Genomic DNA, 11,817 nt, shown 5'->3' with positions numbered 1-11,817 from the left:
ACACCTGTGGTGCGACCGTCCGAGGAGCTGCCTTGCCCCCTTCCCCGTCCATCCCTTCGCCGCAGCCCTACGACGTCGTCGTCGTAGGAGCCGGAGCCGCCGGACTGTCCGCCGCCGTGCTCCTCGGCCGCTCCAAGCGGCGGATTCTCGTACTGTCCCTTCCCACCCGCCGGAATTCGCCTGCCGAGGCGGTCCGCAACGTCCCCTTCGCCCATGGCATGCCTCCCGCCGAGGTGTACGCCAAGATGGAGGCCGACGCTGCCTCGTACGGTGTGCGCTTCCTCTGGGACGAGGCCGTCTCCGCGCGGTTCTCCGACGACGACGAGTACGTCGTGGTCGAGACGGGGGCCTCGGGGCCGGTCACCGCTCGGAGGTTGCTGCTCGCCGCGGGAACCGTCAACGAACTGCCGCCCTGGCTGCCGGATGGCGTCTGGGGGAAGACGGTCTTCGACTGTCCCTACTGCCACACCTACGAACACAGCGGGAAGCACTTCGTGTCCCTCGGGGCAGGGGAGGAGGCGCTGAAGCACTCACTGCTGTGCCGCCCGTACGCCAAGGGCCTGACCACGCTCGTGCGGGATCCCGCGGCCGCCGAGAGCGGACTGGCCGACCGGCTGCGCGAGCACGGATGTGAGGTCCTTGTCGACACGGTCGGCAAGGCCGAGCGACTGCCGTCCGGCGAACTGGCCCTGACCACGGAAGCGGGCCGGACGATCACCACCGGTGTCGTGGTCCTCGACTTCGTCATCAGGCCCAACCAACGCCTGCCCCGGTCCCTCGGACTGGAACTCAACGCGCACGGCTACCCACGGGCAACCCTCTTCGGGCAGACGTCGCACCGACTCGTCTACAGCGCCGGCAACGCTCCCGGATCTCCATACTTCATGTGGACGGGGGCGGCGTGCAGCGGGATCAACGCAGCCAGGAAGATTTCGGAGGACATGGCCCTTGAGTAGCTCAGCGGCGCGGGGTTCTGGCTCCGACGTGGACCGGATCGTCACCGGCCACTGGCGGGACACCCTGCAACTGGACGACGACTACGAGGACTACACCTTCTACGAACTGGGGGGTACCTCGCTGACCGCAGCCCAGTTGGTCTTGACGCTCGGCCGCGAGCTCGGCTGCCGCATCTCCGTACAGGCTGTCGCCGACTACCCGACGCTTCGGCAGTTCCGCGCCCATGTCCTGAGCATTGCCGCGCAGGCGGGGGCGTGACATTTAGTGGCCGGCTGGAGCAGTGATGCCGCTCCGGCCGGCCTGGTGCACCAGGCCGGTGGCCGGCCGGTCAACTCTGGGGGCCCCATGGTGTAGTCCACCACCGGATCGCTGAATGTCCTCGAGAACCAACGCGTTGCCCCTGCTGGAACGGCAGCAAGACCAACGAGGTTCGCAGCTCGTCATCCAGCAGCGAGTACATGGACATGGGGGTACCGCATGCTGTCGCGGTTGAGGCCGGGCCGTGCGGCTTTCCGCCGGGTGAGGGACCGTCGGCCGTGACGCTCGTTCGACGCTCTGGCATCCCGCCGCGCCCCTTCTCGGGCCGAGAAACCCTTTCCCTGACCTGCACTCTCCCAGCCGCGTGGTGAGCGACCTGTTTCCGATGACGCATCATGTGGAGTGTGTGGCGATTCTAGAGCCGGCCGCGAAGGGCTCCTGAGCTGTGATTTTGTCCGCGCGCTTCATGTGCGGTGTGGGCGTTGCGGGCGATATGTCGACGCTGGAATGACGCTCATTTGACGCTCTTTCTGATGGGGTGTCAGGCCTTCCCTCCGATAGGTCACACCATGTCAAGGTAGCGAGCATCAACGGGGCACTGAGCGCAGACGTACTTGGCCCTGCTGGTCGGATGTCCCGGAAGAAAGAGGTCCCAGGGGGCTCCCTGCGCTGGCAGACGCTGTCAGCCCTTGTGGTGGGCCGTGCGGACACGTTGTCCGGGGTGCCGTTGCGCTCCAGGGCTGTCTTTGGAGCTTCCCCGCATGGGGATACAGGGCTTGGCCGTACGGTGGGGCTTGGCATGCGGCGTGGACAGTACCGGGCTCGGCGCGGTTCTGCTTCGACGGGACGCGAGGGAGGGCTGTGCGGGGTAATCGGCGCGCGGTGATGGTCACGACGGTGCTGGTCCTAGCGGTCTTCGCCGGTGTGCTGTCGTTGCTGAGCTGGGACCGGGCGAATCAGGTGGCTGGGACGGTGTCCGCGGTGGTCGGTGTGGCGGCCCTTGGGGTCGGCGTCTGCGGGTTGCTGGCTCCGGCCGGGAGCACGACCGTACAGGTGTCCAGGACCGGACGTGCCACGGCCACCGACAGCGGGGACGCCGACATGGGTGCCGTCGCCCTCCCGAGGAGCGTGGAATGAACACCAGGAACCAGCGGGCCATCAAGGTGATGGCGGACTATGAGTGCCACCCGCTTTGGCTCACCGGTGCTGATGCCGGCGACGTTGCGCCCAGCGACTCTCGCCTGAATCTGTCGCCTCAGTTGGCGCATCGATTCACCGCTTGGGCTGGACAATTCGATCAAACACTCAACCACGACGACCCCATCTCGTCCGGTTTCCTGACGCGTCAAGCCGAGGAAGAATTCGTCGCGACAGGAGAGTCGCTCGCAAGTGACCTGGCGCGAGAGCTCGGATCCGGCTGGAGAGTTCTCTACCAAGACATTCGGTCGGACACGACACGAGAAGTCCGTCATGGCTGAGTAGCTCCCGTGTGTGGTTGTACAGTTTGTTGAGCTGTACAACCACACACGACGTTCCCGAAACGTCCAGACCGGACTTCGGAAAAATCCGGGTCTCGCCCAACGGGGTCGCGTCCAGGGAGCGGTGTCAACGAGCGCCGCTACCCGGCCGAGCGTCTCATACGCCTCCGCTGGGTACATGAGAGCGCCTACTTCGCTCTACATCACACGATCCTGCACGCACAGATGTTGCGCTCCTGCGCCGGGCGACGGTCAAGGCGGCGGAGTCCCGGCCAGATGTCGATCCCGACCGGTGCGGCCAGCGTCCAGGAGCGGTGCTGGCGCCCGATCCGGATAAGCGCGCCGGGGAGCCGCTGCGTGGCCAACCGCAGTACTGTCCTGCGGCTCCACAGCGGGTCAACCCGCACGCGTCCCTCCCACAGCGCACAGACGGGGAACTGTCCACGCTACGGGCGCCGACCGAGCGTGTCGAGCCCGTTTGCGTGACATGCAAACGCCTTGCAAAAGTGGGGAGTTGATGGCCGTTAGGCTCGTCGGCGCGGTGTGCTGGGTACGCGCCCCGAACTACGGGGCACAGTTGTTCGGAGGCACTCCATGGCAAGCAGCGCTACCCGATCGCCTTGGGCCACCGACCCGACGACCGGTCCCGTCCGCCGTGTACGGGACGTGGCGCCGGCCGACTTGCGGGACAAGCAGGTCGGCCTCTTCATGCGGGACTACCCCTACGACTCGGTCATGGCCGCAATGGTCCTCGGACAGGCGTATGCGTACCTGCTGACCACGATGAGCCACCGGGGCGAGGGGCTGGGCCTGGCACCCGGCAAGCTCGTCGACATCGGCGTCCACATGGTCATTCTGGACACCGTGGCGTATGCCGAGCTGTGCGAGAAGTTCAACGGCGGACAGTTCCCGCACCATCGGCGAACCGACCCACGATGAGATCGCGGCGGCCACGATGGGCCGGGTGACCACCAGCACCGCAGACCTCTGGCACCACTACGGCCGCGCCCGCGCCACCAGTGACCGCACGGTCTCCGGAACCTTCACCTGGAACTGGGAGCAGAACGGCGGGCCCGGCCCGGAGCTGCGCGGTGACCTGACCGGCCGCCTGTGTAGGAGATCTGCGGGCGATGCCTGGCGTGTACGACGCGCTGTACAGCGTCTTCGGCGCCCTGGACTTCACTGTCCCCCCGCGAGTTGCTGCCCGCGGTGGCAGCTTCCCTCAAGCCAGGCGGGCGGCTGGTGTTCGCGACTCTCGCCCACTACCTGAACGGGGCGCCCGCCCAGCCCGATGCCGTGGCCGCCGACATCCCGGCAAGAACCCGGGACGGCGACGCCACCACCATGCGTCGCTGGGGGCCTCCAGGAACACGTGTGGACCAAGCTGCTCGATGAGGCCGGGTTCACTGACATCACCGCCGACACACTGCTGATGAGCGCTCCCCGTCCGTCCTGGAGCGGCACCCTGCTCTACAGCCAGGAGAGAGCCGGTTCCGCCGGGGTCGACCTGCCACCAGCAGATCGAGCACGCGCCGCCCCTCACTACGGCCACGGACCAGGAACGGAAGACATCCGCGGGGGAGCGGGCCGTCTATCCGAGGCACGCGAACGGTGGCAGGCTCCGGCGATCGAGTCTGAGGCGCGAACATCGAGGTTTGGCCGGCGGCGTGGGCGAGGGCGGCGGCCGTAGCGGTGTGGGCGCGGATGAGGCATGGTGACCGACAAAGGACTGGCGGCTATCGACGCCGTTGGCGTGGTGTATGCGATGCACGGGCGGCCTCACCAGCCCGGTGTGGACGATCATGTCGTGCAGGCGCTCGTCGATGACCGCACCCGCCCGGCCGGACACCGGACGATGACCGCCCTCCTGCCCTCCGCGTACCCGCGCGACACCGGGGGCCAGGCCGTGGCTGCGCCTACTGACTCACAACCGGTCCGCGGCCCCTTAGCTTGTCTTTTAACCCCTGAAGCTGTCGCGCTCGATGATGCTCTCGGGACGTCTGGTCGTTTTCCCGACGTCGTGGTGGGTCGCGGGGTGGCGGTTCTTCGGGCCAGGTGGCCTTCCTGGCCAGGGTGTTGAAGGTTTTGGTGCGCGGGCTGGACAGTGCAGGTGCGGGCGGAGGTTTTGAAACCCTCGGCGGACGCGGGCCGGGGTGAGACGTGCGGGTTCGGCTGGCTTCTCCCCGGGGCGGCGGAGGTCGGCCGCGGCTTCGCGGGTGAGCCGGAGCTGGGTGTGGGCCGTGACCACGAGCCACGTCCAGCGTTCTCCGGCCTCGGGGGGCGGAGTCTCGGGCGGGTCCAGCCGAGCGTCTGCAGGCTGTGGCCCGCGTAGTAGACGAGCAGGGTGTCCGTGGCCGTGTCGACGGCTTCCTGGACCGGCCGCGACACGTCACGGGGGACGGAGGGGTTCGCGACCCCGGTGACGTGACCGGGCGGCAGCTTCCACAGGTCTGTGAACAGGTCACGGAGCAGGGCCGGATTGCCCGCCACGGCTGGCAGGTCGTTAAGGGAGGTGAACTCGCTCGCTCCGATCAGCCCGACCCGGGTCCCGTCCGGGTCGGGCAACGCGGTCAAGCCGACGAACCTCCCGTACTCGCGCAGTCGGTCAGGAGGAAGCGCATCAGCTTCTCCGCGTCCTTTTGGCTGTCCCCGCTGATTTCGACGCGGGTGCCGTCGGGCCGCTGTACGACGAGCGTCGGTGACCGCGTGCGGGTGGACCGCCGAGAGGCGACAGCGGCGGTGAGCGAGGCAGCGCTGAAGCCACTGCTGGGGACGAGGAAGAGGATGTCTATCCCGTCGCCTTGCTGCCCGGGCACGGGTGTAAGCGAGCTTCCCAACTCGGCTCGGACATACCGTCGTACCGCCCGGTTCTCTTCCAACCAGGCTCCAAGGGAGCGTAGTTGAACCTCGACGGCGGCTGAATTGCCAGCCGCGCCCACAGTGATGATCGTCGTACGCTCAGCTTGAGGCTCGCAGCGAATCGACATGCTGATTTCTACTCGGTGGAGGTGTTATTCGCGAGGAACGCGGTGAGGTAGCGGGCACGCGGAACCTGGCTGACGTCGGCGGGGTGGTGTAGCTGTGCTCGGCCGGAAGGAACCGGACTTGGCGAACGGCTCTGATGAGGGTGCTGCCGCCGACTCTGATGAGCTGGGCGGTCAGGCCCGCTCCGTGTCAGCTGCCGGCGTCCCTTCTCTGCCAAGACTTCCTTGCCGATGGCCAAGCCGGTTGTCCCCGACCGCAACGGCGATCAGCTCGGGGGTGCCAGGAGGTGGGCCGGAGTGACATGGTGCAGGTGGAAGAGGAGGTCGTAGGAGGCCACGGGGGCGATGTCGTGGAGGCGCTCCGGGTAGGACGTGCCGATGTTGCGGGTGGGGCGGGGGGTGTCCAGCCACGCGCGGGCCGCGGCCGGGGTTGTGCGCAGGTCCATGTAGTAGTCGCCGGGGCGCACCCGGTCGAGGAAGAGCTCGGTGCTGTTCTGCGGCGGGGCTCCCACTGTGTAGACGCGGGCCGTGCCGTCGGGGCCGGTCGCGTTGAAGGAACCGTCGCCGAACGTGGTGGCGACGCTCACGTACCTCTTGCCCAGCCGTTCCCGCAGGAACGCGCCCTGCATCCGCGGGTATCGCCGGTCGGAGGAGAGGTAGGCGATGTGGCTGTCGTGCGCCGACAGGAGGATCTTCTGCCCCGTCCGGGCCTGCCACCAGGCGACATTGTCCGCCATCAGCTGGTCGCGATAGGCCATCGACGCCCGCAGTTGCCGAGGGTTGTCGAAGTCGAAGGCGTAGCCGCGCGCGGTCTGCGCCAGGGCCCGGGCGTTCTGGACCGCCCAGGCGTGGGCGTTCTCCGTCGCACCGGGGGGAACCGGCTGCCGGGCGAGCAGGGACAGCGCCGCCTCCGCGCGGACGGCCATGGCGCGCCGCTCGGCCAGGGGCCGCTTCAGATACGCCTTCATGTAGGTGCCCGCCGGGGTGGTGGGCCGCAGCCCCCGGTAGAGCGCGGTGAGGCGCGGAAGCAGGTCCGGTCGGTGGCGGGCCGCGTACCCCAGCACCCTGTCGTACTGCTCCGGACCCGCCCATGCGAAGTCGTCGCCCATGAACCGCACCGGGTCGCCGGGATGCCGGACGTTGTACGCGCGCATCCACTTGACGAGGGCGAGGTACTCCCCGGTGTTCCACCACGCGTACGTGTCCTGGAACTCCTCCCGCATGATGCGCCGCGGGTCACCCTCGCCCGTGCGCACGTACGCGTCCAGCCGCAGGCCGCTGCTCCAGCTCGTCTCCAGCGCGAAGGCGCGGAAGCCCTTGTGCTCCACCAGATAGCGCAGCACGCGGGACTTCAGGGCGAAGAACTCGTGCGAGCTGTGCGTCGCCTCGCCGAGCCCCACCACCTTCGCACCGTCCACCATGCGTCCCAGCGGGCGCAGGTCGGCCAGGCCGCCGTACGACCCGGTGGTGCGCAGGGGGTGGGCGACGCGCTCGGCCGCCCGCAGCGCACGTGTCTCCTGCGATGGCACTGGGCCGGAGCCGAGGGCCCCCATACAGAGCAACAGGCACAGGATGAGTACGGACCGGTTTCGCTTCATACGGCAAGGGTCCGCTTCCGGGCGGTCTCAGGGCATCCGACGCACCCCCGACTTCCCTGGGTGCTGCCCCTACCCCGGGCATGCCGCTAAACTGGAAGAGGCTCTACCGGTTCCATGGTGAGACGGGCGACCCGCTCGGCGGCCGGCACCAGATAGAAGTGATCGCCCTCCAGCACCGTGACAGCGAAGGAACCCGACGTCACGGCGCTCCACCCGGCCGCCTCCTCCGGTGTGACCCGCGGGTCCCGGTCGCCCGTAAGGGCGTGGACGTCGGCGTGCAGCAGGGGTGCGTCGGTCCGGCGGCGGTAGCTGTCGATCAGGTGGTAGTCGTTCCGGATCGCGGGCATGAGCAGCTCCCGCAGGTCCGGGTCGTCGAAGACGGCCGCGTGGGTACCGCCCAGGCACCGGACGGCCTCGACCAGTTCCTCGTCCGTCTGTACGGCCGGGCCCGCGGCACCATCGGGAGACCGGCCGGAAACGCACAGGCGGGCGATGTGGGCGGCGGCGCCTGCCTGCTGGAGACGCAGGAGCGTTTCGTACGCGACGGCCGCGCCCATGCTGTGACCGAAGAACACCGTGGGCAGCGGCGGCAGGGTCAGCAACTCGTCCGCGATTGCCGACGCCAGCGGGTTCATCGTCGGGATCAGGGCTTCCCGGAAGCGGTTCTCGCGGCCGGGGTACTGGACGGTCAGCAACTCCACCGAGGGGTCCACGTACCGCGCCCATGGGCGGAAGAAGCTCGCCGCGCCGCCCGCGTGCGGAAAGCAGACCAGGCGGCGCGCCGGGTGCTCTGGCCGGGTGTGGCGGGTCACATAGGTCGAGGGGGAGGACGAGGGCATGTCGAGAGGTCCGATCGTGGGTCGAGGTCGGCCTCGCGCAGCGCGGCGAGGCTGTGGACGCGAGGTTTCGGGCTCGATGACCGCGGACGGGCGGCCACCTCCCGTTCGCCGGGGTCTGCGCAGCCGCGTGAGCACATCAGCCCGTGAGGGGGCCCGGCCGGGAGGAGGTCAGCGCCAATTCATGGAAACCTCAAGGCTGCTGTAGCCCTGCACGAGATTGGAGCGCATCCAGCGCACCTCGCCGGCCGGTTCCACCTCCCGTGCCTCGGCGGCCAACTCCTTGAGCAGAGCGGCAAGTTCGAGTCGGGCCAGAGCGGCGCCGAGGCAGTGGTGCGGACCGTTGCCGAACCCCAGGTGCCGGTTGGGCGTACGGTCAGGGACGAAGCGATGCGGGTCGGGGAAATGCCGCTCGTCGCGGTTGGCGGCGGACAGCCACGCCACCACCGACTGCCCCTTGAGGATCTCCTGGCCACCGATCTCGCAATCCTCGGTCGCCACCCGGAGGACGTGCGCCGCCGGGGACGTCCAGCGGACCACCTCCTCCACGGCGGAACCGGCGAGTTCCGGGTCGGCGTGCAGCGCGTCCAGGGTGCCCGGGAACGCCTGGAAGGCATGGAAGGCGCCGGTGATCGAGTGCCGGGTGGTCTCGTTGCCTCCTATCAGGACGTTGTCGCAGTTGATGAGCACGTCCTCGGCGCTCAGCCGCCCGTCCTCCAGCAGCGCGCTCACCAGGTCGGAACCGGGCGTACGGCGGCGCTGTTCGATCAGTTCGTGGAAATAGAAGAGGATCTCTGTGTGCGCCTCGGCCGGGGTCATCTTGTCGAAACTGCTCTCCTCGCCGCCGAAGGCGTGGTTGGTCAGCTCGATCAGCTGCTCCCTCTCGCTGAGCGGCACGCCGATGACCTCGCACACGATGGCCGCGGGGAGCCGCGGGCCGATGCCCTGGGCGATGTCGGTGGAGTCCTGCGACCGCAGCCGGTCGACGATGTCCCGGACCTCCCGGTGGAGCACCGACCGGAGTTCGGGGGCGCGCAGCCGCGAGAGGAACGGACCGATGAGCCGCTTCAGCGTGGAGTGCCAGCCGCCTTCGCTCACCACCAGCATCCTGCCGCCCGAGCTGTCGGGATGCTCGGGGCCGAAGCCGATCATCATGCCGTACTCGGAGGTGAAGGGTGCCTTGGGGGAGAGGACGGCGGCGACGTCGCGGTGGGAGAAGACCGACCAGAAGCCGGAGGGGGAGACGCCGGGATCGCTCCAGACTTTCGCTTCCGCCCGGGTGTACTCGCCCCACATGGTGAAGCGGGCATCGGTGGTGTAGAGATCAGGATCGGCCAGATCAACGGGGGCCGGACGGAAGGGGGTCGGGTCAAGGGCAGTCGGGTCAATGCTCATGGTGGCTGTCTCTGTCTGTCAGCGGACGGGGGGAGGAGTGGCCGCGGCATCAGCGTCGAGGACCTCGCCGGCGCAGGAGTTGCCGGCGTCGGCGTCGGGCCGTGCGGTGACGGCCGCGCCGGGTTGTGGCATGTCACGCAGCGCCGGGCTCAGCGATGTCAGCAGGGCGATCACCGCCATCACGGCCGCGCAGCCGAGCAGGCCGGCGAACCGGCCCGCGAGGTCCAGCACGATGCCGCCGGCCAGTGGGGCGATCGCACCGCCGCCGCCGCTCGCGATGGCCGCCACGCTCACCACCCGCCCACGGTGGCTGTCCGGGGTGAGCCTCAGCTGGTAGGTGGTGAAGCAGGCGTTCGCCGTCGGCGCCGCGAAGGCAATCGCGCCCAGCAGCACCCCCGGCGTCCAGGCGCCCGGCAGCACCGCGATCCCCACCGTGAGCACGACAAACGCCCACAGTACGACGTGGATGGGCCGGGCGCCGGTCAGGACCCGCTGGAGCAGCGGTGCGGCGAGGGAGCCCAGCAGGCCGCCGACGCCCAGCAGCGCCGCCATCACACCGATGAGGCCGGTGGCCATGCCGCCGGTCCGCGCGGAGGCGATGACGACGAAGTAGATGACGCCGAAGAAGAAGTTCGTCGCCGTCGCGCACAGCAGTCCCACGCGCAGGAACGGATGGGAGGTGATCCAGCGGATCCCCTCCAGCAATCCCCGTCCGCTGAGCACCGGCCGGTCGGCCGGGACGCCGGCGGCCGGCGGTTGCCGCTTCAGGAACAGCAGCATGACCAGCGCCGCCAGATGCGCCAGGCAGCCGACGACGAACGGCAACGCGTTCTTCAGCGCCAGCAGGAACCCACCGGCGGACGTGCCGGCCAGTTGGCCCGCGTAGGTGCGCGCCGCGTTCATGGCCACCGCGTCGGAGAGCCTCTCCTCCGCCACCAGGCTCGGGATCATCGCCTCCCCTGCCGCCATCGTCAGGGCGGTCGACACACCGTTGACCAGGGCGAGCGCCACCAGCGCGGGCAGCGAGACAGTGCCCGCCCACAACAGCAGGGCCAGCGCGCCGAACACCGCCACCAGCGCGGCCTGGCACCACAGCATCACCGTCCTGCGGTCGTACCGGTCGGCGATGGCTCCGGCGGGCAGCCCCGCCAGGAGCATCGCCGCCGCGTCGACGAAGCCGATGATCCCCGCTCGCGCGGGTGAACCGGTCAGCGCCAGCACGATCAACGGCAGCACGATCAGCGACGTGCTGTACGCGAACTCACCGAGCGCCGAACCCACCCACAGCAGCGTGAAACCGCCACCCCGCCGTGTCTTCTCCGACGGCATCAGCCGAGGAGCCGTGAACGCGACTTCGTCCGCACATAGGTGCGTCGCAGATCGCGGACCAGGCTGGTGCGCTTGAGCCAGCGATCCGTCCCGTCGTAGCGGGGCGTGAACGTGTCCCGCCCGTGGACGGCCCGGTGGTTGTCGATGAACACGGCGTCCCCGGGGCTCAGGACGACCCGCTCCGCGGCGGCGGCCAGCAGGCCGGCTGCCTCCCGCAGGGCGGTATCCGCTTCGGTGTCACCGGGTACCGCGTCGGTGAAGTCCGCGTCGATCCGCAGGTACGGCGCCTCCTCGGGGCCGAACAGCACGGACGCCACCTCGTGCGGGCGGTCCGCGAGCGCCGACGGGTTCTCCGCGCTGTGCTGCGGCACCACCTGGTGGGAGTCGTCCGGGAAGAACCGGAAGCGGTCCTGGTGCAGGACCCGCCGCGTCGGCTCCGGGAAGTCCACCGACTCCACCAGCGCCACCGTCGTACCCACCGCCTCGGGATTGCGCAGGCACATCAGGGCCACGTAGTCACCCCGGCAGGAGTGGAACACGTCCTCCGTGTGCAGCGTGAGCTGCTGCCGGCTGCTCGCGCTGGTCAGGGAGTTCTCCTGCCCCTTGGACGGGCAGACGTCGTGTACGAGGCGGCCGTCCTGCTGGTTGACCCAGCCGAACGGCTCACCGAGCACGGAGCCGACGAGCAGCAGCACCAGCTCCTCACGGATCGCGGCGGCCTCCTTCTCCGCGACCTCCCAGCTCGGCGGGGTCGGTACGAGAGCCTCGTCGACGGGCAGGTTCCCCAGCAGGATGACGGCGTCCTCGGCCGCGCGGGACGACACCAGGAACCTGCGTATTCCTACCGGGAGCCGCTCCGCCTCGGCGCGGATGTCGTCCGCCCACTCCAGCGGTGTCCAGACGGGATGGGTGGCGAGGAACTCGTCGGCCACGGCGGCCAGTTCGTTCTTCTCGATGTCACTCAGCACATAGCGAGCCACAG

Annotated in this window: 10 protein-coding genes and 1 pseudogene; 4 read left to right on the top strand and 7 right to left on the bottom strand. The window is 69.2% G+C overall.

Annotated features, from left to right (window positions below):
- The first annotated feature begins 32 nt into the window (after positions 1-32).
- From QHG49_RS09185 to QHG49_RS09170, 4 genes are all read left to right on the top strand, one after another.
- Positions 33-956 carry an NAD(P)/FAD-dependent oxidoreductase gene (locus tag QHG49_RS09185; RefSeq protein WP_301488493.1) on the top strand — a complete coding sequence of 308 codons (924 nt, stop codon included), beginning with the start codon at positions 33-35 and terminating at the stop codon, positions 954-956.
- Entirely contained in the window at positions 949-1,215 is a 267-nt protein-coding gene (locus tag QHG49_RS09180; RefSeq protein ID WP_301488491.1) for an acyl carrier protein, read from the top strand. Before QHG49_RS09185 ends, QHG49_RS09180 begins: the two co-directional genes overlap by 8 nt.
- Before the next feature lie 1,133 nt (positions 1,216-2,348).
- Positions 2,349-2,693 (top strand): hypothetical protein, encoded by a 345-nt coding sequence (locus QHG49_RS09175; RefSeq protein ID WP_301488489.1) that lies wholly within the window; start codon positions 2,349-2,351, stop codon positions 2,691-2,693.
- A 594-nt stretch (positions 2,694-3,287) separates the two neighbouring features.
- Complete coding sequence (locus QHG49_RS09170) at positions 3,288-3,632, top strand: hypothetical protein (protein WP_370530444.1); 345 nt, start codon at positions 3,288-3,290, stop codon at positions 3,630-3,632.
- A 1,018-nt stretch (positions 3,633-4,650) separates the two neighbouring features.
- On the opposite strand, the pseudogene QHG49_RS09160 reads toward QHG49_RS09170, so the two are convergent.
- The 7 genes and pseudogenes from QHG49_RS09160 to QHG49_RS09135 form a co-directional block, all read right to left on the bottom strand.
- A pseudogene (locus QHG49_RS09160) lies at positions 4,651-5,006 on the bottom strand (transposase); the annotation flags it as partial.
- Positions 5,007-5,263: 257 nt separating this feature from the next.
- Positions 5,264-5,680 carry a hypothetical protein gene (locus tag QHG49_RS34080; RefSeq protein WP_370530443.1) on the bottom strand — a complete coding sequence of 139 codons (417 nt, stop codon included), beginning with the start codon at positions 5,678-5,680 and terminating at the stop codon, positions 5,264-5,266.
- Between the two features lie 263 nt (positions 5,681-5,943).
- The gene (locus tag QHG49_RS09155; RefSeq protein ID WP_159705778.1) at positions 5,944-7,275 is read right to left on the bottom strand and encodes an erythromycin esterase family protein; all 1,332 of its coding nucleotides are present in this window, start codon (positions 7,273-7,275) and stop codon (positions 5,944-5,946) included.
- An 86-nt stretch (positions 7,276-7,361) separates the two neighbouring features.
- Positions 7,362-8,114 (bottom strand): thioesterase II family protein, encoded by a 753-nt coding sequence (locus QHG49_RS09150; protein WP_301488485.1) that lies wholly within the window; start codon positions 8,112-8,114, stop codon positions 7,362-7,364.
- Positions 8,115-8,282: 168 nt separating this feature from the next.
- Positions 8,283-9,506, bottom strand: coding sequence for a cytochrome P450 (locus tag QHG49_RS09145; protein WP_159705782.1), 1,224 nt, complete (start codon positions 9,504-9,506; stop codon positions 8,283-8,285).
- A gap of 18 nt (positions 9,507-9,524) precedes the next feature.
- Positions 9,525-10,835, bottom strand: a complete 1,311-nt coding sequence (locus QHG49_RS09140; protein WP_159705784.1) for an MFS transporter — start codon at positions 10,833-10,835, stop codon at positions 9,525-9,527.
- Entirely contained in the window at positions 10,835-11,815 is a 981-nt protein-coding gene (locus QHG49_RS09135) for a TauD/TfdA family dioxygenase (protein WP_301488479.1), read from the bottom strand. The genes QHG49_RS09140 and QHG49_RS09135 overlap by 1 nt, the downstream gene beginning before the upstream one ends.
- Positions 11,816-11,817 lie beyond the last annotated feature (2 nt).

The sequence above is a fragment of the Streptomyces sp. WP-1 genome, assembly GCF_030450125.1.
Classification (GTDB): Bacteria; Actinomycetota; Actinomycetes; order Streptomycetales; family Streptomycetaceae; genus Streptomyces; species Streptomyces incarnatus.
This window is presented reverse-complemented; position numbering and strand designations above follow the sequence as displayed.